The 19,665-nt window shown below is 58.2% G+C and carries 24 protein-coding genes; 12 read left to right on the top strand and 12 right to left on the bottom strand.

The features are described from left to right. The first annotated feature begins 65 nt into the window (after positions 1-65). From ccmA to ACQZ51_RS15495, 5 genes are all read left to right on the top strand, one after another. Positions 66-707 carry a heme ABC exporter ATP-binding protein CcmA gene (gene ccmA / locus ACQZ51_RS15515; RefSeq protein WP_448778522.1) on the top strand — a complete coding sequence of 214 codons (642 nt, stop codon included), beginning with the start codon at positions 66-68 and terminating at the stop codon, positions 705-707. A gap of 61 nt (positions 708-768) precedes the next feature. Next, entirely contained in the window at positions 769-1,428 is a 660-nt protein-coding gene (gene ccmB, locus ACQZ51_RS15510) for a heme exporter protein CcmB (RefSeq protein WP_448778520.1), read from the top strand. 45 nt (positions 1,429-1,473) lie between these two features. Beyond that, positions 1,474-2,244, top strand: coding sequence for a heme ABC transporter permease (locus tag ACQZ51_RS15505; RefSeq protein WP_448778519.1), 771 nt, complete (start codon positions 1,474-1,476; stop codon positions 2,242-2,244). Then, positions 2,241-2,417, top strand: coding sequence for a heme exporter protein CcmD (ccmD, locus tag ACQZ51_RS15500; RefSeq protein WP_448778518.1), 177 nt, complete (start codon positions 2,241-2,243; stop codon positions 2,415-2,417). Before ACQZ51_RS15505 ends, ccmD begins: the two co-directional genes overlap by 4 nt. Next, positions 2,414-3,016: a DsbE family thiol:disulfide interchange protein gene (locus tag ACQZ51_RS15495; protein WP_448778517.1), complete on the top strand. Its 603-nt coding sequence runs from the start codon at positions 2,414-2,416 to the stop codon at positions 3,014-3,016. The genes ccmD and ACQZ51_RS15495 overlap by 4 nt, the downstream gene beginning before the upstream one ends. Positions 3,017-3,020: 4 nt before the next feature. On the opposite strand, the gene ACQZ51_RS15490 is transcribed toward ACQZ51_RS15495, so the two are convergent. The 6 genes from ACQZ51_RS15490 to ACQZ51_RS15465 all read right to left on the bottom strand — a co-directional run bounded on the left by ACQZ51_RS15490 (position 3,021) and on the right by ACQZ51_RS15465 (position 9,085). Beyond that, entirely contained in the window at positions 3,021-3,617 is a 597-nt protein-coding gene (locus ACQZ51_RS15490; protein WP_448778515.1) for a DUF2585 domain-containing protein, read from the bottom strand. Beyond that, on the bottom strand, positions 3,614-4,264 hold the full coding sequence (locus ACQZ51_RS15485) for a septation protein A (protein WP_448778513.1): 651 nt from the start codon (positions 4,262-4,264) through the stop codon (positions 3,614-3,616). The genes ACQZ51_RS15490 and ACQZ51_RS15485 overlap by 4 nt, the downstream gene beginning before the upstream one ends. 2 nt (positions 4,265-4,266) lie before the next feature. Continuing rightward, complete coding sequence (gene ftsY / locus ACQZ51_RS15480; protein ID WP_448778511.1) at positions 4,267-5,715, bottom strand: signal recognition particle-docking protein FtsY; 1,449 nt, start codon at positions 5,713-5,715, stop codon at positions 4,267-4,269. 20 nt (positions 5,716-5,735) lie between these two features. Further along, on the bottom strand, positions 5,736-7,010 hold the full coding sequence (mtaB, locus tag ACQZ51_RS15475; RefSeq protein WP_448778510.1) for a tRNA (N(6)-L-threonylcarbamoyladenosine(37)-C(2))-methylthiotransferase MtaB: 1,275 nt from the start codon (positions 7,008-7,010) through the stop codon (positions 5,736-5,738). Continuing rightward, positions 7,007-7,909 (bottom strand): diaminopimelate epimerase, encoded by a 903-nt coding sequence (gene dapF / locus ACQZ51_RS15470; RefSeq protein ID WP_448778508.1) that lies wholly within the window; start codon positions 7,907-7,909, stop codon positions 7,007-7,009. The genes mtaB and dapF overlap by 4 nt, the downstream gene beginning before the upstream one ends. A 105-nt stretch (positions 7,910-8,014) precedes the next feature. After that, the gene (locus ACQZ51_RS15465; RefSeq protein WP_448778507.1) at positions 8,015-9,085 is read right to left on the bottom strand and encodes an MBL fold metallo-hydrolase; all 1,071 of its coding nucleotides are present in this window, start codon (positions 9,083-9,085) and stop codon (positions 8,015-8,017) included. 321 nt (positions 9,086-9,406) lie between these two features. On the opposite strand from ACQZ51_RS15465, the gene ffh reads away from it, so the two are divergent. From ffh to trmD, 5 genes are all read left to right on the top strand, one after another. Continuing rightward, positions 9,407-10,984, top strand: coding sequence for a signal recognition particle protein (ffh, locus tag ACQZ51_RS15460; RefSeq protein WP_448778505.1), 1,578 nt, complete (start codon positions 9,407-9,409; stop codon positions 10,982-10,984). 8 nt (positions 10,985-10,992) lie between these two features. Beyond that, on the top strand, positions 10,993-11,310 hold the full coding sequence (locus ACQZ51_RS15455) for a chorismate mutase (RefSeq protein ID WP_448778504.1): 318 nt from the start codon (positions 10,993-10,995) through the stop codon (positions 11,308-11,310). 33 nt (positions 11,311-11,343) lie between these two features. Further along, positions 11,344-11,721, top strand: a complete 378-nt coding sequence (gene rpsP / locus ACQZ51_RS15450) for a 30S ribosomal protein S16 (RefSeq protein WP_042615612.1) — start codon at positions 11,344-11,346, stop codon at positions 11,719-11,721. Between the two features lie 179 nt (positions 11,722-11,900). Beyond that, positions 11,901-12,470, top strand: a complete 570-nt coding sequence (gene rimM / locus ACQZ51_RS15445) for a ribosome maturation factor RimM (RefSeq protein ID WP_192065211.1) — start codon at positions 11,901-11,903, stop codon at positions 12,468-12,470. A gap of 4 nt (positions 12,471-12,474) precedes the next feature. Continuing rightward, on the top strand, positions 12,475-13,167 hold the full coding sequence (gene trmD / locus ACQZ51_RS15440) for a tRNA (guanosine(37)-N1)-methyltransferase TrmD (protein ID WP_448778503.1): 693 nt from the start codon (positions 12,475-12,477) through the stop codon (positions 13,165-13,167). Here the strand turns inward: trmD and ACQZ51_RS15435 are convergent. Beyond that, positions 13,158-13,904 (bottom strand): sulfite exporter TauE/SafE family protein, encoded by a 747-nt coding sequence (locus ACQZ51_RS15435; protein ID WP_448778502.1) that lies wholly within the window; start codon positions 13,902-13,904, stop codon positions 13,158-13,160. The two genes, trmD and ACQZ51_RS15435, sit on opposite strands and share 10 nt — an antisense overlap. Before the next feature lie 263 nt (positions 13,905-14,167). On the opposite strand from ACQZ51_RS15435, the gene rplS reads away from it, so the two are divergent. Continuing rightward, positions 14,168-14,734, top strand: coding sequence for a 50S ribosomal protein L19 (rplS, locus tag ACQZ51_RS15430; RefSeq protein ID WP_192065205.1), 567 nt, complete (start codon positions 14,168-14,170; stop codon positions 14,732-14,734). Between the two features lie 116 nt (positions 14,735-14,850). Here the strand turns inward: rplS and ACQZ51_RS15425 are convergent, their stop codons facing one another. The 3 genes from ACQZ51_RS15425 to ACQZ51_RS15415 all read right to left on the bottom strand — a co-directional run bounded on the left by ACQZ51_RS15425 (position 14,851) and on the right by ACQZ51_RS15415 (position 16,702). Then, complete coding sequence (locus ACQZ51_RS15425; protein ID WP_448778500.1) at positions 14,851-15,498, bottom strand: LysE family translocator; 648 nt, start codon at positions 15,496-15,498, stop codon at positions 14,851-14,853. Positions 15,499-15,606: 108 nt separating this feature from the next. After that, positions 15,607-16,461: an SDR family NAD(P)-dependent oxidoreductase gene (locus tag ACQZ51_RS15420; RefSeq protein WP_448778498.1), complete on the bottom strand. Its 855-nt coding sequence runs from the start codon at positions 16,459-16,461 to the stop codon at positions 15,607-15,609. After that, the gene (locus ACQZ51_RS15415; protein ID WP_448778496.1) at positions 16,445-16,702 is read right to left on the bottom strand and encodes a hypothetical protein; all 258 of its coding nucleotides are present in this window, start codon (positions 16,700-16,702) and stop codon (positions 16,445-16,447) included. The genes ACQZ51_RS15420 and ACQZ51_RS15415 overlap by 17 nt, the downstream gene beginning before the upstream one ends. Positions 16,703-16,704: 2 nt before the next feature. Between ACQZ51_RS15415 and ACQZ51_RS15410 the strand changes: the two genes are divergently transcribed. After that, the gene (locus ACQZ51_RS15410) at positions 16,705-17,928 is read left to right on the top strand and encodes an argininosuccinate synthase (RefSeq protein ID WP_448778494.1); all 1,224 of its coding nucleotides are present in this window, start codon (positions 16,705-16,707) and stop codon (positions 17,926-17,928) included. A 48-nt stretch (positions 17,929-17,976) separates the two neighbouring features. On the opposite strand, the gene ACQZ51_RS15405 is transcribed toward ACQZ51_RS15410, so the two are convergent. Then, complete coding sequence (locus ACQZ51_RS15405; RefSeq protein WP_448778777.1) at positions 17,977-19,155, bottom strand: multidrug effflux MFS transporter; 1,179 nt, start codon at positions 19,153-19,155, stop codon at positions 17,977-17,979. 17 nt (positions 19,156-19,172) lie between these two features. Next, a complete protein-coding gene (locus ACQZ51_RS15400; protein WP_448778492.1) occupies positions 19,173-19,643 on the bottom strand; it encodes a MarR family winged helix-turn-helix transcriptional regulator in 471 nt (156 codons plus the stop codon). Positions 19,644-19,665: the final 22 nt, after the last annotated feature.

Genomic DNA, 19,665 nt, shown 5'->3' with positions numbered 1-19,665 from the left:
CGGAAAAACACCTAAATCGATTTTTTTGCCAACGAGATGATTAAAATCTTAAACGAGATGACACCATGCTGCTAACAGCAGAAAATCTGGCCGTCCGTCGTGGCGAAGATCTAATATTCATGAGTGTTTCCTTCAAGTTAAGCTCTGGCCAGGCTATGCTTCTGACTGGACCGAACGGATCTGGAAAGTCGACGCTTTTGCGCGTAATTGCGGGCCTTTTGCGCCCCGAAGCAGGGAGCGTGACCATAGCCGGCGAAGGACTTGAAACAGACGTTCGCGCCTCCGAGGCAAGCCACTATCTCGGCCACCGCAACGCGATGAAGCAGGATCTGAGTGTTTTCGAAAATCTCAATTTCTGGAAGAAATTTCTCGGCGATTTTGATGGCGGCAGCTCTCTTGATATCGAAGAGGCCGCAGAAGCAGTTGGCCTCGCCAGCATTACCCACTTGCCTTTCGGATATCTGTCCGCCGGTCAGCAGCGCCGATTCGCGATGGCCAAGCTGCTTGTCGCATGGCGGCCAATCTGGATCCTGGATGAACCGACCGCAGCACTCGATGCAAGCGCCGATCTCATGTTCACCGGACTGGTGAAGACCCATCTAGCAAAAGGTGGCATGGCCGTTGCAGCCACCCACCAGCCACTGGGGCTGGAACATGCGCAGGAATTGCGAATGACCGGCTTTGCGGGGGTGGAGGAGGCATGGTGAGTTTGCTTTTTCCACACGTCATTGCCGGGTTAACGATTGGTCCTCTCGAAAGCAGCGCAGCATGATCGCCCTTTTTATGCGCGACCTGAAACTCTCTATCCGGGCTGGCGGCGGCGCGCTCATTGGCGTGCTGTTTTTCATGACCATCGTTGCCGTCATCCCCTTCGGGGTCGGCCCGGACCTTAATCTGCTCTCGCGGATCGGTCCGGCCATCGTGTGGATCGGCGCGCTGTTGGCTGCCCTGCTCGGCCTCGACAGGCTGTTTCAGGCAGAACGCGACGATGGATCGCTCGACCTCATTCTCATGCAGGAAACGCCGCTGGTGCTGACCGTTCTGGTCAAATGCCTGGCGCACTGGACAGCAACTAGCCTACCGCTGGTGCTCGCTTCGCCGCTGCTAGGCCTGTTCATGAATATGAGCGAAGTCGCCATCGGCGCTGTCATGCTGACCCTTCTGGTGGGCTCACCGGCGCTCACATTCATCGGGGCCGTCGGTGCGGCCGTGGCCGTGGCGCTGCCGCGAGGCGGGCTTCTGGTGTCCATCCTCGTGCTGCCTTTAGCTGTGCCCGTGCTGATCTTCGGTGTCAGCGCATCCTATGCGGCGGTTCAGGACCCATCGCCCTTCATGCCACCCTTCCTCATTCTCATTGCAATCACGCTTTTTTCATCGGTCGTGGGGCCGTTCTTCGCCGCTTTGGCACTGCGCAGCTCCATGGATTGATAAGGATCAATTGCCGCAATCCCGGTCTCATTGTAGAAAGACGCCATGAGCGATACGAGCCTTGCCATTACCAAGTTTAGCGACCTTGCAAACCCGACGCGGTTTCTGGCATTGGCCGCTCGCATTTTACCATGGCTGGCAGGGCTTTCCGCCCTCTGTCTGGCCGCTGGCCTCTACATGGCCTTCACCACCGACAGCGATTACCAGCAGGGCAACACGGTGCGCATCATGTATGTCCACGTGCCCGCCGCCTGGCTTTCCATGATGTGCTATACCGTCATGGCCTTGTCTGCCATCGGCACCCTTGTCTGGCGACACCCGCTGGCAGATGTCGCGCATAAATCGGCAACGCCCATCGGCGCTGCCTTCACGCTGATTGCACTCGTCACCGGCTCGCTGTGGGGAAAACCCATGTGGGGCACATGGTGGGTGTGGGACGCGCGGCTCACCTCCGTTTTCATCCTGTTTCTGATGTATCTCGGCCTCATCGCCTTCAACAAGGCCATGGATGATCCGTCCAAAGCCGCCCGTGTCAGTGCGGTTCTGATCCTCGTTGGTTTCGTCAACATCCCCATCATCAAGTTTTCGGTAGAGTGGTGGAACACGCTGCACCAGCCAGCGAGTGTCCTGCGTCTGGACGGCCCGGCCATCGCACCGGAATTTTTGTGGCCGCTGTTGACCATGGCCATTGGTTTTACCCTGCTGTTTTTCACGCTGCATCTCGCCGCCATGCGCAATGAAATCTGGCGCAGGCGCGTCTCCGCACAGCGGCGGATCGCAGCGCGTCTCGCCAGCCGGGAGAAAGCCAAGCCATGAGCCACGCATTTTATATCGGCATGTCCTATGGTTTGACCGGGCTCATCGTCGCAACTCTAATTGGCTGGATTGTGCTTGATGGTCGCGCCCGCAAACGTGAAATGGCGCAGCTGGAAGCCTCCGGCATCCGCCGCCGGGCACGCCCGGCCAAGGTGGAGCAACCAGCACCATGACGAAAGACACACAGGGCGCTCACGCATCTTCGGGCAAGAAGGCGCGCTATATTCTGGCGCTGCTGCCCTTGCTGGCCTTTGCAGGCTTTGCAGCCATTGCCGCCAAGATGCTCTATGAGCAGGATGTGAACGGTCTCGACGTCAGCGCCATTCCCTCGGCACTGATCAACACCAAGGCGCCGTCGCTGTCCTTGCCGCCGCTGGAGGGCGCCGATGTTCCGGCACTCACGGATGCCGCCGTTACCGGCAAGCTCACCCTCGTCAACGTCTTTGCCTCCTGGTGCGTGCCATGCAGGCAGGAACACCCGATGCTGAAAGAACTGGCCAAGGATGAGCGCCTGAATGTGGTTGGCATCAACTACAAGGACAAATCAGACAATGCCGTCAGGTTTCTGGGCGAACTCGGAAACCCCTATGCCGCCATCGGTATCGATCCGAACGGCAAGGCAGCCATAGACTGGGGTGTCTACGGCATTCCCGAGACCTATCTGGTCGATCAGGCAGGCACCATCGTCTACAAGAAGGTCGGCCCCATCGACGTCGCGACCTATGAGCGCGAGATCATTCCCGCCATCGAAAAGGCTGCTGCTGGAGACTGAGCGATCAACCAGCCGGAACGGCGTTCTGCCATTCCTTGATGGCATCGATAGGCGTGACCAGCATCAGCACATTGAGGGTCAAATTATCGCGGATGAGCCAGCCGGTGAAAATCTCGAAGACGATGGCGACAAGGATGGTCAGCCAGACCGGCACGCGCATCGCAAAGAAGAAACCGAGCACCATGAAAACGGTATCCATGGCCGAGTTCAAGATGCTGTCGCCGCTATAACCCAGCGCCATCGTCGCGGTGCGGTAGCGATCAATGATGATGGGTGAATTTTCCAGAAGCTCCCACGCAGCCTCGATCAGCACCGCGAAGGAAAGCCGCATGGATATCGGCTGCTTACGAAACAGCATCCACGCCAGACCATAAAACAGAAAGCCGTGGATGATATGCGACGGCGTATACCAGTCAGCCAGATGCTGGGAATTGCCGGGCGTGTTCACGCCGGGCTCAAACAGCTTCACATAACCGCATTCGCAAATGGGAATGCGCCCCATGACGTAGAGAATGACGATCTGCAGAACCAGAATAGCGGCAGCGACCCCAAACCAAATATGGGCGGAGGAACGGCCCCCATGCATCGGCGCAGATATCATTTCTTGTCTTTCATCAAAGGCTCAAGCGAGTGACGCATGATGAGCGGCATCTGAGCCATGGTGAAAAGAATGGTGATGGGCATCGTGCCCCACACCTTGAACGCCACCCATGTATCGGTAGAAAATCCGCGCCACACGACTTCATTCAGAACCGCGAGGAACAGAAAGAAGAAGCCCCAGCGGAATGTCAGCTTGCGCCAGCCCTCGTCATTCAGCTTGAAGGCCGAATTGAACACATAACCCAGCAACGACTGGCCAAACAGCAGACCGCCCAGCAGGATGACGCCAAACAGCGCGTTGACGATGGTCGGCTTCATCTTGATGAAAGTGTCGTTTTGCAGGTAGAGCGTCAGCGCACCGAAAACGAGAACGACGATCCCTGAGATCAGCGGCATCATTGGCAAGGTGCGCGTCAATATCCATGAGGCGGTCAGCGCAGCAGCCGTCGCAATCATGAACAGGCCGGTTGCGATGAAGATCGGGCCGCCGAATTCGGTCAACACAGGAAATGTCTTTGCAAGCCACTCGCCACGGGAATTGGCAAAGAAGAACACGACCAGCGGCCCAAGCTCCAGAACGAACTTCAAAAGCGGGCTGATCTCACGGACCATTTTTTCGCTTTCGCGCTGATTGCTTTCCACGTCCATCGTCACACTCCCGCAATCGCCTTGGCGAAATCTTCTGCCTCGAATGGCTCCAGATCATCAACACCTTCGCCAACGCCGATGAAATACACCGGCAATTTATGCTTGGCTGCGATGGCGACGAGGATACCGCCCCGCGCCGTGCCATCCAATTTTGTCATAATCAGGCCGGACACACCCGCGACATTGCGGAAAATCTCCACCTGGTTGAGGGCATTCTGTCCGGTCGTCGCGTCCAGCGTCTGCAAAACCGTATGCGGCGCGTCGGGATCGAGCTTGCCCAGCACGCGCACGATCTTTTCCAGCTCGTCCATCAGCTCGGTCTTGTTCTGCAAGCGCCCGGCCGTATCGATGATCAGCACATCGCATTTCTTCGCCCGCGCCTGCTCAAAGGCATCATAGGCAAGACCAGCGGCATCCGCGCCCAGCTTGGTGCCGATGAACTCGGATCCGGTACGATCCGCCCAGATCTTCAGCTGCTCGATGGCCGCGGCGCGGAACGTATCGCCTGCCGCCAGCATGACCTTGAGGCCCGAGCCGGACAGCTTGGCCGCCAGCTTGCCGATGGTTGTGGTCTTGCCTGTGCCATTGACGCCAACCACGAGAATGACATGCGGCTTGTGCGAAAGATCAAGCTCGAGCGGCTTGGCGACCGGTGTCAGAACCTTGGTAATTTCGCCCGCCATGATGCGGGCCACATCTTCGCCGCTGACATCCTTGCCGTAACGTTCAGAAGACAATGCACCGGTGATGCGCATGGCCGTTTCCAGACCAAGATCGGACTGGATCAACAGGTCTTCCAGCTCGTCCAGCGTGTCTTCATCCAGCTTGCGCTTGGTGAAGAGAGCCGAAATCTGGCTGGTGAGCTGCATGGACGTGCGCGAGAGGCCAGCGCGCAGGCGCTGGAACCAGGACAGTTTCTGCTCCGGCTCAGCTTCGACAGGCTCGACGCGCGCGCTTGGCAAGGCAAAGCCCTTGGGCAGAACAGGTGCAGCGGAGGCTTCGGTCACCTCTGTGGCCGTTACCGCTTCTGCCTCGTCCAGCAAGGCATCCATGGCCAAAGTGTCGAGTGGCGCGTCCGGATCAGCCAGCTCCTGCATTTCCGTTACGGGCAGCGCTTCAGCCTCGGCTTCGGCCTGCAAGAGAGACAGGGGCACCATGCCCATATCGCCAACCTGTTCAGGGCCGGGCAAAAGCGAGGCATCGTCCTCTTCGTCTGGTTCGGCTTTCCCGTCGGCGCTCACATCATCAGGGGCAGGCCCGCCTGCGGTTTCCATCTCAAGAGAGGAAACCGGATCGTCGGCCAAGGGCGCGTGCGCCTCCGCTTCGATCAGGACATCTTCGAACGACGCATTCTCATTGGCCTTTTCAACCGCGACATCGGCGTCCTGCCTGTCCGTGTCGGCCTTGTCCTTGCCAAAGGAGAAGACTTTTTTGATGAAGCCGAGGGCCATATGTGTTCCGTATCTTTACGTCAGGCGGCCTGTGCGGCCAGACATTGCATATCCAGGTGTTTTCCGTTGTGACCGGTAATCAGCACCTGCGCAAGTGTGCGGGGCTCAAGTCCGGGTGCGGCAACGAGCGTGAAATTGTCCGTATGGGCAAAGCCGTTGTTTTCAACAAGAATGGTTTGCTGCGTTCCCACCATGCGCTCCAGATGCGCCTGGCGCAAATGCTCGCCGCGTTCGCGAAGCCTTGCCGCCCGCTGCTTGATCAGGCCACGGTCCAGTTGCGGCATGCGTGCGGCAGGCGTGCCGGGGCGCGGGCTGTAGGGAAAAACATGCAGATTGGAAATGCCGCATTCTTCCGCAAGGGTGGCCGCGTTTTCAAACATCTCTTCGGTTTCGGTCGGAAAACCCGCGATCATGTCGGCACCAAACGCGATCTCAGGCCGCAGCGCCCTGACATCCTCACAGAAACGAATGGCATCGGCGCGCATATGGCGGCGCTTCATGCGTTTCAGGATCATGTCATCGCCGTGCTGAAGCGAAAGATGCAGATGCGGCATGAAGCGTGGTTCATCGGCAATCAGATCCAGCAAATGCCTGTCAGCCTCGATGCTGTCGATGGAGGAAAGCCGCAGACGCAAAATCTCCGGCACCTGTTTCAGTAGCGTCTTTGCCAGATAACCGAGTGTTGGTTCTCCCGGCAGATCGGCGCCGTAACTGGTGGCATCCACGCCGGTCAGCACGATTTCGCAATAGCCGTTTTCGGTCAGCTTGCGGGCCTGCTCCACCACGGCACCCATCGGCACGGAGCGGGAATTGCCGCGACCATAGGGAATGATGCAGAAGGTGCAGCGGTGGTCGCAGCCGTTCTGAACCTGAATGAAGGCGCGCACATGCCCGTCAATATGTTTGATCATCTGCGGCGCAGTGGCCTTGATGCTCATGATATCGTTGACGCGCAGCTTTTCTTCCGCCGAAACGCCGAAATCTGGCAAAGCGCGATAGGACGCGCTTTTCAGCTTCTCCTCGTTGCCGAGAACTGCGTCCACTTCCGGCATATCGGCAAAGGTCTGCTTTTCCGTCTGCGCCGCACAACCCGTCACGATGATGCGCGCATGGGGATTTTCCCGGCGCGCACGACGGATGGCTGAGCGCGCCTGACGCACCGCTTCGCCCGTCACGGCGCAGGTATTGACCAGCACGGCATTGTTCAGCCCCGCCTTTTCCGCCTCAGCCCGCATCACCTCGGACTCATAGGTATTGAGGCGACAGCCGAAGGTTATGACCTCGACACCACTCATGAAATGGCCGCTTCCTGCGCGGCCTCACGCTGCCAGGTACCAGTCACGGGATCGACCTGTCCCGCCCATTCCCATTCGGCAGGGCCAGTCATGATGACGTGATTGTCGGCCCGCCACTCGATTTTCAAGGGAATACGAACCGGGCTTGAGGCAACATCGATCTCGACAAGGCGGCCGGTGCGGCCCGTGCGGGCAGCAGACACGGCAGCGGCACAGGCGGCAGAGCCGCAGGCCAGGGTCAGACCCGCGCCACGCTCGAATGTGCGCGTGCGCAAAGCCGTGTCCGAGATGACCTGCGCCAGCGTAATATTGGCCTTTTCCGGGAACATGGGGTGGTTTTCCAGAAGCGGACCGAAGCGTTCCAGATCAAACTCCATGGGATCGCGGTCCACCCAGAAGATTGCATGGGGGTTGCCCATGGACATGACAGCGGGCGAATGCAGCATGGGATTATCGATCGGCCCGATCTGCAGTTCGATGCGGCTGGTATCGTGGAATTCTTCAGACAGCGGAATCTCGTTCCAGCCAAAGCGTGGCAAGCCCATATCGACCGAGATCATGCCATCATCATGTTCGGAAGCGTTCAAAATTCCCGCAACAGTCTGGAAGGTGAAGCTTTTCTTGCCCGTCTCAGACGCCAGTGCCTGCACGACGCAGCGCGTGCCGTTGCCGCAGGCCTGCGCCTTGGTGCCATCGCAGTTGAGAATATCGATATAAGCATCGGTGCCGTTCAAGCGCGGATCGTGGATCGCCATGATCTGATCGAACGCCGTATCGGCATCGCCATTCAGCGCAATCGCGGCCTGCGGCGTGACCATGTCCTTGCGGCCGCGCATATCAATGACGAGGATCTTGTTACCAAGCCCATTCATTTTTGCAAATTCGACCCTGTTCGACATGTTCCTGACCTGTTTGAGATATGCGCGGGGCGATAGCCCCCGTTTTTCTCTATATGGCGGAAATGCTCACGCATTACCAGTGTCAGGTCGCCTCACGCCGCGCCATCAGGCAGCCGGTACGTCGAAGACTTCGCTGGGGCGCATGGGGCGGAAGCGGCCTTCAGGCACGTTGTGTTGGCTGAGTGCCGCCTTCAACGCAATCAGCGGCGCATCGATGGCTTCATCGGTCAGTTGAACCGTGCCCCAATGGTGGCCGCAGGCATAGGCAGCACCGCAGATCTTCATGCCCTCAACGGCTTCTGTGGGGTTCTGGTGCTGGCCCTTCATGAACCAGCGCGGCTCATAGGCACCGAAAGGCAGGTTAGCCAGACGGAAGCCCCCATGTTTCTTGGCGGCCGCATGATAGTTCAGGCCCCGGTGAAAACCGGTATCGCCAATATGGTAGATCTTGCCACCCGGCGTTTCCAGAACGAAAGCTGCCCACAGCGCCATGCGCCGATCATTCAACCCACGCGCCGACCAGTGATGGCACGGCTCGAAATGGATTTTCACATCGGGCGCAACGGCAAGCACATCGCCCCAATCGCCCGTCGAAATCTTCGCTGCCTCCACCCGTGTGCGGATGACAATGTCATTGCCGAGCGGCGTGATGAAGTGGGGTTTGTGGTGAATGTGAAGTTGCTGAAGCGTTTCCAGATCCAGGTGATCATAATGATTATGCGTGATCAGCACGAGATCGATGGGCGGCAGATCTCCAAATTGCACACCGGGCGGATTGACGCGCTTGGGGCCAACAAAGCTGAAAGGACTGGTACGCTCCGACCAGACCGGATCGATCAGAATATTCAGCCCCGCTGTCTGGATCAGAAAGGATGCGTGTCCGATGAAGGTGACACGCATGTCTTTGCCATTCACGCGCTCATCGGGCTTCACGAAGGGAAACGGGCTCGGATAGGCCTCTGGCCACGTCGCCTTTTGCCCGTCGAAGCGCCATTTCATCAGATCGACAAATCCATTCGGCGTCTCCCCACCGGGATTGAAAAACCGTGCGCCATCGAAATGATCCGAAAGAGGGCCTTTATAATAGGCGCTTGCGCTGGACTGGCGCGCATAAAGGCCACCACCTGCCAGAAGGGCACCGAGAACCGAGAGTTTGAAGAATTTGCGTCTGTTCATGCTAAATCTATATGTGCAGCCCAAGGCCTCTTCAAGCTGGCAGATGCCCGGTTACGGTAATTTGAGATGGCAAGACGCCCACGGTTGCGCCAAAAATCCTTGGCAGCCTTGACTCTGGAAGCCTTTTCCTGTTAACCCGCGCCAATCAGCTGGCAGTTTCATGACCGCAGCCGCCGACCGGGACCCGCAAGGTATAGAAGATCCCGGAGGCAAACATCCGACAGCGCGATGCGCCCTCGGGTGCTTTTTGGCTATGCATCTTGTTTTTGACAGCAAAAGCACCGACGTTTCGGTTACCCCGGAACGAAGAAGGATGACGCAATGTTTGAAAACCTCCAGGACCGCCTTGGCTCCATTCTGAATGGACTGACCGGCCGTGGCGCGCTTTCGGAAGCCGATGTAACGGCTGCCCTGCGCGAGGTTCGCCGTGCGCTTCTGGAAGCGGACGTCGCGCTGGAAGTCGTGCGTTCGTTCACCGACAAGGTGCGCGAAAAGGCCGTCGGTGCCTCGGTTCTCAAAGCCATCAAGCCCGGCCAGATGGTCGTCAAGATCGTCCATGACGAGCTTGTCGAAATGCTGGGCTCCGAAGGCGTGGCGATCGATCTCCATGCAGCCGCCCCCGTCGTCATCATGATGGTGGGTCTTCAAGGCTCAGGTAAGACAACCACCACAGGCAAAATCGCAAAGCGCCTGACAGACCGTGACAAGAAGAAGGTGCTGATGGCATCTCTCGACACGCGTCGTCCGGCAGCTCAGGAACAGTTGCGCCAGCTGGGCGTACAGACCGGCGTCGATACGCTGCCGATCATTGCCGGCCAATCGCCGACCGATATTGCTTCGCGCGCCGTACAGGCTGCCAAGCTCGGCGGCCATGATGTCGTAATCCTCGATACTGCCGGTCGTACCCACATCGACGAACCGTTGATGATGGAAATGGCCGACATCAAGAAGAAGGCCAATCCGCACGAAATCCTGCTGGTGGCCGATAGCCTGACCGGTCAGGACGCCGTCAATCTGGCGCGTAACTTCGATGAGCGCGTTGGTATTACCGGCCTTGTTCTGACCCGTATGGATGGCGATGGTCGCGGCGGTGCTGCCCTTTCGATGCGGGCCGTCACCGGCAAGCCGATCAAGCTGATCGGTACCGGCGAGCGCATGGGCGAGCTGGAGGAGTTTCATCCACGCCGTATTGCCGACCGTATTCTCGGCATGGGCGACATCGTCTCGCTTGTGGAAAAGGCTGCTGAAAACATCGATGCGGAAAAAGCCGCAGCGATGGCCAAGAAAATGCAGTCCGGCAAGTTCGATCTGAACGATCTGGCAGACCAGCTTGGCCAGATGAAGAAAATGGGCGGCATGGGCGGCATCATGGGTCTGATGCCCGGCATGGCCGGCATGAAGGACAAGATGGCGGCGTCGGGTCTCAACGACAAGATGTTCGACCGCCAGATCGCCATCATCTCCTCCATGACCAAGGCCGAGCGCGCCAACCCTGATTTGCTCAAGCACAGCCGCAAGAAGCGCATTGCTGCCGGTTCTGGCACCGACGCTGCTGAAATCAACAAGCTGCTCAAGATGCATCGCGGCATGGCCGACATGATGAAAGCCATGGGCGGCAAGGGCAAGGGCGGCATCATGAAACAGATGATGGGCGGCCTTGCGGGCAAGATGGGTCTTGGCGGCGGAATGGGCGGCATGCCTGATCTGGCCAATATGGACCCCAAGCAGCTTGAAGCGCTTCAGAAACAGGCAGAGGCCGCAGGTCTCGGCAAGCCGGGTGGCATGCCACCGGGTCTTGGTGGCATGGGCGGAATGCCTGGTCTTCCGGGTCTCGGTGGACCGAAGCTGCCGGGCCTCGGCGGTCTTCCGGGTCTTCCCGGTTTCGGCAAGAAGAAGTGAGAGCAGCGATGATCGACGCAGACGTAAAAGCTCAACTTTCGCAATACCGCCAGTCCATCGACAACATCGATGCAGCTCTGGTGCATATGCTGGCAGAACGGTTCCAACGCACCAAGGCGGTTGGCGTTTTGAAAGCGACCTACGAATTGCCGCCGGCAGACCCGGCGCGCGAAGAATACCAGATCGAACGCCTGCGCCGCCTGGCAAAGGATGCAGATCTGGACCCGGATTTCGCCGAGAAGTTCCTGAACTTCATCATCAAGGAAGTTATCCGGCACCATGAAGCCATTGCCGCTGAACACAACGGCATCGAAAAGACCGCCTGATCGGCGGACTAGCCATTCTTAAGGAGAAATAACATGGCACTGAAAATTCGTCTCGCACGCGGTGGTTCCAAGAAGCGCCCGTACTACCAGATCGTTGTTGCTGACGCCCGTTCGCCACGCGACGGCCGCTTTCTGGAAAAGGTAGGTTCCTGGAACCCAATGCTTGCCAAGGACAACGCTGATCGCATCCAGATCGATGCTGACCTCGTCAAGGAATGGATTGCCAAGGGCGCGCAGCCAACAGACCGCGTTCTGCGCTTCCTCGCAGAAGCTGGCATCGCGACCCGCGACACACGCAGCAACCCTGAAAAGGCAAAGCCAGGCAAGAAGGCTGTTGAGCGCATGGCCGAGAAGAAGCAGAAGGCTGATGACGCCGCTGCTGCAGCTGCAGAAGCTTCTGCTGCTGAATAAGTCCGGTTTTTAAGACAGCAACGGGTGGTGTGGTTTTCCGCGCCACCCGTTGCTGTTTATTTTGGCGGCAACATGCCGTAGTAGATTTCAAAGCAATTCCAGCAAAAGTGGGAACCGGTTTTGCGTCCGGAATTGCGTAAAAACAAACGCTCTAAGACGAACACCGAAACGGACCACCGATGGCAAAGCTGGAAAATCCTATTCTCATGGCCAAGATCGGCGCGGCGCAGGGGCTGCGCGGCGAAGTGCGCGTCAATTCGTTTACCGATGACCCCACCGCACTCGGTGACTACGGCAATTTGATCGCTAACGATGGACGTGTGTTCGAAATCCTCGAGATTCGACAAGCCAAGACGGTTGTCATCGTGCGCTTTCGCGGCATCAACGACCGCAATGCAGCCGAAAGCCTCAATGGGCTGGAACTGTTTATCGAGCGTGACAATCTTCCAGACGACGATCTGGATGAAGACGAATTCTATTATACCGATCTGGAAGGGCTGGAAGCCGTCGACGCCGAAGGCAAGAGCTACGGCTCCATAGCCGCCGTCCATGATTTCGGTGCGGGCGATCTGCTGGAGCTCAAAGGCGCTGGCCGCCGTCCCACGCTCATCCCCTTTACCGAGGCCGCCGTTCTGGAGATCGACCTTGAAGGCGGAAAGATCCTGATCGATCCCCTCGCCGCAGGTCTGATCGACAATCCCGAAGATGGCAAGGACGACCCCGACCATCCAATTTTCGGCAAGAAATAAATCCATGACCTTCAAGGCAACGGTGCTGACGCTCTACCCGGACATGTTTCCGGGACATCTTGGCCATTCGCTGGCGGGCAAGGCGCTGGAGCGTGGGCAATGGCAGATGGAGCCGGTGCAGATCCGCGACTTCACTACTGACAAGCACCGCAGCGTCGATGACACCCCGGCGGGGGGTGGCGCTGGCATGGTGCTGAAACCGGACGTGCTCGCAGCCGCAATCGATTCTGTTTCGACTGATGACCACCGCCCTCGCCTGTTGATGAGCCCGCGCGGCAAACCCTTGACGCAAGAGCGGGTACGCGAAATCGCCGCTGGCGATGGCGTCATTATCATTTGCGGCCGTTTCGAAGGCGTGGACCAGCGGGTCATCGATGCCCGTGAGCTCGAAGAGGTCTGCATAGGCGACTATATTCTCTCAGGCGGCGAACCGGCGGCACTGACGCTGCTGGATGCCGTGGTGCGCATTCTGCCCGGTGTTATGGGCAACGACCTGTCCGGCGTGCACGAGAGCTTCGAGGGCGGATTGCTGGAGCATCCGCATTATACGCGCCCGCAAGTGTGGGAAGAGCGTGATATTCCCGCCATTCTCACCTCCGGCAACCACAAGGCCATCGAAAAATGGCGCCATGAGCAGGCGCTGGCGCTGACGAAAGAACGTCGCCCCGATCTTCTGGCAAAGCCGCCTCAGGTCTGAACAAAATAATAGATCGACAAGACCAGCCCAACCGCGATGACCAGCATGCGGATGATCCATTGCGGTACGCGGCGCGCAATATAGACGCCGCTATAGCCGCCGAGCGCTGATGCCGGGATCATGATAAGCGCCGCAGGCCATGTCACCACGCCACCACTGACGAAAACAACGATGGCAACGGCGGCAATGACGACCGCCAGCAGGTTTTTGAGCGCGTTGAGATGGTGGTAGGCCCCGCCTACCGTCAGGCCCAGCACCGCCAGCATCATGATGCCCATGCCAGCGCCGAAAAATCCGCCATAGATCGAGGTGAAAAACTGTCCCGCAAGACTTAGCGGATTGCCTGCAGAGCGTTCACGCTCCGTGCGTGGCCGCAGCCATGGCCCCGCCGCAAACAAAAGCGTGGCAGCCAGAAGGAGCCAGGGCACGAGCTGGCGAAATTCCGGATTATCTAGGGACAGAAGCGCCACCGCGCCAGCAATCGACCCGGCAATAGAGAGCAGGGCCAGAAAGACGGCGCTTTTCCAATGCGTGCGAATTTCCGGCCAATAGGCTATGACCGACGTCACATAGCCGGGAAACTGGACGATGGATGAGGTCGCATTCGCGGAAATCGGCGCAATGCCCGCAATCGTCATGGCTCCGAAGGTCAAAAATGTGCCGCCGCCCGCGATGGCGTTGACCGCTCCGGATAGAAACCCACTGGCAAATAGCAGCGTGATAATGAAGACTGACATAACGGCCCCTCCTCGAAGCTTTTCCCTGCATATCCGCTGAACAGATTCGTCGCAATCGCGCCGCCGTTGAGAAAATAATTGTGTAAAAGGGATGACAAATGCACCGTCTTGCTGTAATGGCCCGCGTGGTACTGGGGTTTACTCCTTTAACCGCAAGCAAAGAATGGTGAATTCGCTCCTGCCGCAAGGCATGGTCCCGAGACTTGGTTTCAAGGGATGATCGTTGAGCGCTCTGGCTGTTTCAGAAGAACTCAGAGGTTAATATGGTCAACATTATCGAACAGTTGGAAGCCGAACAGGCTGCCAAGATTGAAGCAAAGCGTACGCTTCCAGAATTTTCTCCAGGTGACACCGTTCGCGTCAACGTGCGCGTAACGGAAGGTACACGTACACGTGTACAGGCTTACGAAGGCGTCGTTATCGCCCGTTCCGGCGGCGGCATCAACGAGAGCTTCACCGTTCGCAAGATCTCCTACGGCGAAGGCGTCGAGCGCGTATTCCCGGTTTACTCTCCGCTGGTTGAAGGCGTAGAAATCGTTCGCCGCGGTAAGGTCCGTCGCGCCAAGCTCTACTACCTGCGCGACCGTCGCGGCAAGTCTGCTCGTATCGTTGAAGACACGGGCGTTCGCGCTCGCAAGCTCAACGACGCTGAGCGTCAGGCTGCTGCTGAAGAAAAGGCACGCATCGAAGCTGAAAAGGTTGCAGCTGCACAGGCTCTGGCCGCTGAAAAGGCCGCAGCAGAAGCTGCTGAAGCCAAGGCAGCAGAAGAAGCCGCAGCAGCTAAGGCCGCTGAAGAAGCTGCAAAGCCTGCTGAAGGCGCAGCTGAATAAGCCTATCCCCTTAGGGTTGGTTACAGATTGAGAAAGGCCGCATTGGAAACGATGCGGCCTTTTTGCTGTGTACGGATGACGTGAAGATCGGCAACGCTGACGTTGCAGTGCCCGCCCTATTTGGCCTGAGCGAAGAAAATCTTCACGGCAAAGGCCGAGAAAACGCCAGCGATCGTGTAATCCAGACCACGCAGCACCTTGCGATTGCTTTGCAGCCAGCCAGACAGACTGTCTGCCGCCACAACAATGCCGATACCAATCGGCAGGGCCACGATAATCGACCAGAGGCCGAGGAAGATCAGCTTGCCCGTAACATGCGGGTCGGATGCGCTGACAAATTGCGGCAGGAAGGTCATGAAGAAAATGATGATCTTCGGGTTCAGCAGATTGACCCACAAACCATTGAAAAGAGCAGCGCTCTTGGACGCCTTCGCAACCTGCTCTTTCGGGCGCTCCATTACAAAATTGGAGCCTTTTCGGATAGCCTGAATGGCAAGCCAGACAAGATAGGCAGCACCGCCTGTTTTCAGAACAAGAAAAGCCGTTGGCGACGCAACGATGAGTGCGGCGACGCCAAAGGCAACCAGCATCGTATGCACTGTAATGCCGAGATTTGTCCCCACCAGCGTCATGAAACCGGCGGCGCGTCCCTCACGCAAAGAGCGGCTGATCCACAGCGTCATATCCGGCCCGGGCGTGACCGCCAGCAACAGAATGGCGAGGGTGAAGGCGATGAGGGTTGGCAGGCTGGGTAGAAATTCCACGGGCGTCACCATGCTCTTGAAGGGTCTGATGCAAATGCATATCGCCGTTTCCCCGGCCTGCCAACAGCCACGGACAAGAATGCCGCGCTCGGGAGCGCGGCAAGCGGATCAGCTGTTCAGAAACGACTTGAAGGCGTCGCCATGGGCCTCATGCCAGCGCGACAAAGGCGGCCGGTTTTCAACGATGTCACCCGCCGCCCAGAGAATGCGTTTCTCATCGGTATTGCGGTTCACCTCACCATCGGGGCACAGAATGTAGAAATCGCCATTGCCGATGGCATCGATCATGAAATCGACCGTCTGTTCCGGCGTCCATGCGCCCGATGGCTTTTCGGTGCGGCCATTGGCGGTCAGGCCGGTAAACACAAAACCGGGTATCAGAAGATGCGCCGATAGATTTCCATCCGGTGAGTTTCGCAATTCGTGCTGCAAAGCCTCGGTAAAGGCCTTCACACCCGCCTTTGAGACATTATAGGCGGGATCGCCCGGCGGTGTGGTGATGCCCTGCTTCGAGCCCGTATTGATGATGAGGCCCGCCTCGCCATGGGCCAGCATGGCAGGGCCAAACACCCGGCTTCCGTTGACGACGCCCATCAGATTGACGCCCAGCACATTCTCCCAGCTTGCCTGCGGCCCAAAGATCGCGCTGCCGGGCTGAATGCCCGCATTGTTCATCAGCACGTGCACGCGCCCGAAACGCTGGATGACAGCACGCTCCAATGCTTCCAGCTCATGGAGTTTCGAAACATCGGTTGGAATGGAGACAATCTGCTCATTGCCATGTTCCGCAAGGAGCGCGGTTTCGCTTTGTGCAGCCGCCAGCTTTTCTCCGTCGAGATCGACAAGCACGACGCTCATGCCGAAACGGGCAAATTTTTGGGCCGCAGCAAGGCCGATGCCGGAGGCGGCACCGGTTACGACGGCAACATTGTTTTTGTGAAATGCGTTATGAAGGATCGTCATTGGTTTCTCCTTTTCGCTGCCGTTTCAAACATTCGGCAGCGACGTCCCATGGAACCATGCGTTCTGTTGACGCGATGTGCAGTCTAGACGTGCCGGGCCCGTAAGTCACATGAAGATGAAACTGTTCCATCCACGCCGCCTTTTGCATTTTTGTTGCACGCGCCGATAAACTCGCTAAAAGTGCCGAAATCCCAAGGAAAATGGCGATATCCTGTGTCGCCGGTACGCAAATGGATTTCATTGATGGCCCTTCCAAAAGACGTAAAGAAAGTCGTTCTCGCCTATTCCGGCGGACTTGACACCTCAATCATTCTCAAATGGCTCCAGACCGAACTTGGCGCAGAGGTGGTCACTTTCACCGCTGACCTCGGCCAGGGCGAAGAACTGGCACCGGCACGCAAAAAAGCCGAGATGATGGGCATCAAGGAAATCTTCGTGGAAGACGTGCGCGAAGAATTCGTGCGCGATTTCGTGTTCCCGATGTTCCGCGCCAATGCCGTTTATGAAGGCGTCTACCTGCTCGGCACCTCGATTGCCCGCCCGCTGATTTCCAAGCACCTGATCGATATCGCCAAGAAGACCGGCGCTGACGCCATCGCCCATGGCGCGACCGGCAAGGGCAACGACCAGGTTCGTTTCGAACTGTCCGCCTATGCACTGAATCCTGACATCAAGATCATCGCCCCATGGCGTGACTGGACGTTCAAGAGCCGTACCGACCTTTTGAACTTTGCCGAACAGCACCAGATCCCGGTTGCCAAGGACAAGAAGGGCGAGGCTCCGTTCTCCGTCGATGCCAACCTTCTGCACTCGTCTTCCGAGGGCAAGGTTCTGGAAGATCCGGCTGTCGAAGCACCCGAATACGTGCACATGCGCACCATTTCGCCAGAAGCTGCACCCGACAAGGCCACCATCATTAAGGTCGGCTTCCGCAAGGGTGATGCCGTTTCCATCAACGGCGTTGAAATGTCGCCTGCAACGCTTCTGGCCGCCCTCAACGATTACGGCCGTGACAACGGCATCGGTCGTCTCGATCTGGTCGAAAACCGCTATGTCGGTATGAAGTCCCGCGGCGTTTACGAAACACCCGGCGGCACCATTCTGCTGACGGCCCACCGCGCCATCGAATCCATCACGCTCGATCGCGGCGCCGCTCACCTCAAGGATGAGATCATGCCGCGTTATGCGGAGCTGATCTATTACGGCTTCTGGTTCTCGCCAGAACGCGAAATGTTGCAGGCCCTGATCGACAAGAGCCAGGAACATGTCGACGGTGAAGTGACGCTGAAACTCTACAAGGGCAACGTCATGGTCACGGGTCGTGAGAGCGACAAGTCGCTCTATTCCGATAAGCTGGTCACGTTCGAAGACGACCAGGGCGCTTACGACCAGAAGGATGCAGCAGGCTTCATCAAGCTCAACGCCCTTCGCCTGCGCACGCTCGCCAAGCGCAATCTCGGCAAGTAAGATTTAGGCGAATTGATTTTAAAAGCCCCGGTCACCGCCGGGGCTTTTTCATGCCTGCCTGCGCGACAGCAAGGCAAAACCCACATAGCTGGCGACTGCGCTCAACTCCATCAACGGAATGATGATACCGAAACTCGTCAGCGGCGAGCCAAGCAGCGCAGCAGCAACACCCGCTGCAAAACCGGCACTCATCTGAATAAATCCCATCATGGCCGAGGCAGACCCGGCAATATGCGGAAAAGGCGCCATGCCCATGGTGATGACGTGAGGCGTGAGCAGCGCAAGCCCAAATGTCGCCACGGCGACAGGCCCCATGATGGAAATGAACGAAGGCTGGATGAGCTGCACCGATAGAAAGATCAACACGCCACCCGTCGCGGACAGGCAAAGACCCGCCACCGCACAGCGCCGATCGCCCATTCTGCGCGACATGAACCGCAGGGCGATCGAACCCAGAAAGTAAGCGCCGGACTGCATCAGCATTCCCACGCCAAAGGCCGTCGGCGATAATCCGACATCGTTGATCAGCACGAAGGGCAGCATAGTCGCCTGGGCATAGAGCGCGCCCACAGTGCCGCCCAGCACCAAGGCCGACAGCAGGAAGCGCGGCGATGCCATAAGCTCGCCATAGGCGCTGAGCAGGCGGGACGGGCGCAGGCGGCTGCGGTCCGGCACCGTGGTTTCGCGGAGGAACCAGATGACCGCCGTGAGCGAGATCACGCCAAAGGCCAGCATCAGAGCAAATACCGATTGCCAGCCGAAAGCCAAAAGAGACAGGCCGCCAATGGTTGGCCCCGCCGCAGGCCCCACGGCCAGCATGATGCCGATGAGGTTGAGAATGCCGGTGGCCTGATGTCCGCTGAACTGGTCTCGCACCACGGCGCGGGCAACGGTGACGCCGACAGACGCGCCGATGCCCTGAATGAGACGGGCAGCCAGCAGCATCTCGACATTGGGTGCAAAGGCAGCAAGGGCTCCGCCCGCAAGATAGATCAGCAAAAACAGGATCGTCGCCTTGCGCCGCCCAAACGCATCCGACATGGCACCGGCAACGAGCTGAGCTATGGCAAAACCGCCGAAATAGAGCGTCAGGCTCATCTTGATGGCAGATTCCGTCGTGGCAAAGGCTCTGACAAGCTCCGGCATGGCAGGGGTATAGATCGCCATGGACACCGGCCCGATCGAGGTCAGCATGGCACCCAGCATCGCAGTGCGCCGCACGGTCATGGGCGTTGTGGGGGCGCTCATTCAGGTTCCCGATTGCTTTTGTCGCTCACCGCAGCCTGCAGGTTCTTCTGCAAGAGCGCCAGCAATGCGTGAAACTTGGACAGATCGCTCTTACTGAACCCTTCCGTGGCCTGGCCGATGACGCTATCGACCTCATGGCGAACCGCGACCAGCATGTCCGCCGAACTCTCAGTCAAATAGATACACTTGGACCGCCGGTCCGCGGGGTTGGGGCGACGCTCCACCAGCCCGAGCGATTCCAGCCTGTCGAGATAGGTGCAGACCGTCATGGGTTCGAGACCGATGCGGCTGGCAATATCGGCCTGCTTGCTGCCTTCGATGGCTGAAACCGTCAAAAGCGCCCTCGCCTCACCCGGTGTCAGGCCAAGGCCAGCATTGCTGATCAATTTCTCAAAAGCGGTGTTCAGAAAACGCGCACTGCTATTGAGCAGAAATGCCAGCGTTTCTTTTTCGAGGGAGGTGTTCATGGCGCGCCTGTTTCATAAGCCT

The sequence above is a fragment of the Agrobacterium sp. CG674 genome, assembly GCF_053521645.1.
The sequence above is the reverse complement of the archived record's forward strand: the minus strand, read 5'-3'. Positions and strand labels throughout refer to the sequence as shown.

Coding starts and splice junctions, on each gene's coding strand:
- ccmB (WP_448778520.1), top strand. CDS start 769: ATGATCGCCCTTTTTATGCGCGACCTGAAACTCTCTATCCGGGCTGGC.
- rpsP (WP_042615612.1), top strand. CDS start 11,344: ATGGCACTGAAAATTCGTCTCGCACGCGGTGGTTCCAAGAAGCGCCCG.
- ACQZ51_RS15420 (WP_448778498.1), bottom strand. CDS start 16,461: ATGACGATCCTTCATAACGCATTTCACAAAAACAATGTTGCCGTCGTA.
- dapF (WP_448778508.1), bottom strand. CDS start 7,909: ATGTCGAACAGGGTCGAATTTGCAAAAATGAATGGGCTTGGTAACAAG.
- ACQZ51_RS15495 (WP_448778517.1), top strand. CDS start 2,414: ATGACGAAAGACACACAGGGCGCTCACGCATCTTCGGGCAAGAAGGCG.
- rimM (WP_192065211.1), top strand. CDS start 11,901: ATGGCAAAGCTGGAAAATCCTATTCTCATGGCCAAGATCGGCGCGGCG.
- ACQZ51_RS15400 (WP_448778492.1), bottom strand. CDS start 19,643: ATGAACACCTCCCTCGAAAAAGAAACGCTGGCATTTCTGCTCAATAGC.
- ACQZ51_RS15505 (WP_448778519.1), top strand. CDS start 1,474: ATGAGCGATACGAGCCTTGCCATTACCAAGTTTAGCGACCTTGCAAAC.
- ACQZ51_RS15490 (WP_448778515.1), bottom strand. CDS start 3,617: ATGATATCTGCGCCGATGCATGGGGGCCGTTCCTCCGCCCATATTTGG.
- ACQZ51_RS15485 (WP_448778513.1), bottom strand. CDS start 4,264: ATGGACGTGGAAAGCAATCAGCGCGAAAGCGAAAAAATGGTCCGTGAG.
- ACQZ51_RS15465 (WP_448778507.1), bottom strand. CDS start 9,085: ATGAACAGACGCAAATTCTTCAAACTCTCGGTTCTCGGTGCCCTTCTG.
- trmD (WP_448778503.1), top strand. CDS start 12,475: ATGACCTTCAAGGCAACGGTGCTGACGCTCTACCCGGACATGTTTCCG.
- ccmD (WP_448778518.1), top strand. CDS start 2,241: ATGAGCCACGCATTTTATATCGGCATGTCCTATGGTTTGACCGGGCTC.
- ACQZ51_RS15415 (WP_448778496.1), bottom strand. CDS start 16,702: ATGAAATCCATTTGCGTACCGGCGACACAGGATATCGCCATTTTCCTT.
- ACQZ51_RS15455 (WP_448778504.1), top strand. CDS start 10,993: ATGATCGACGCAGACGTAAAAGCTCAACTTTCGCAATACCGCCAGTCC.
- ffh (WP_448778505.1), top strand. CDS start 9,407: ATGTTTGAAAACCTCCAGGACCGCCTTGGCTCCATTCTGAATGGACTG.
- mtaB (WP_448778510.1), bottom strand. CDS start 7,010: ATGAGTGGTGTCGAGGTCATAACCTTCGGCTGTCGCCTCAATACCTAT.
- ACQZ51_RS15405 (WP_448778777.1), bottom strand. CDS start 19,155: ATGACCGTGCGGCGCACTGCGATGCTGGGTGCCATGCTGACCTCGATC.
- ftsY (WP_448778511.1), bottom strand. CDS start 5,715: ATGGCCCTCGGCTTCATCAAAAAAGTCTTCTCCTTTGGCAAGGACAAG.
- ACQZ51_RS15435 (WP_448778502.1), bottom strand. CDS start 13,904: ATGTCAGTCTTCATTATCACGCTGCTATTTGCCAGTGGGTTTCTATCC.
- ACQZ51_RS15410 (WP_448778494.1), top strand. CDS start 16,705: ATGGCCCTTCCAAAAGACGTAAAGAAAGTCGTTCTCGCCTATTCCGGC.
- rplS (WP_192065205.1), top strand. CDS start 14,168: ATGGTCAACATTATCGAACAGTTGGAAGCCGAACAGGCTGCCAAGATT.
- ccmA (WP_448778522.1), top strand. CDS start 66: ATGCTGCTAACAGCAGAAAATCTGGCCGTCCGTCGTGGCGAAGATCTA.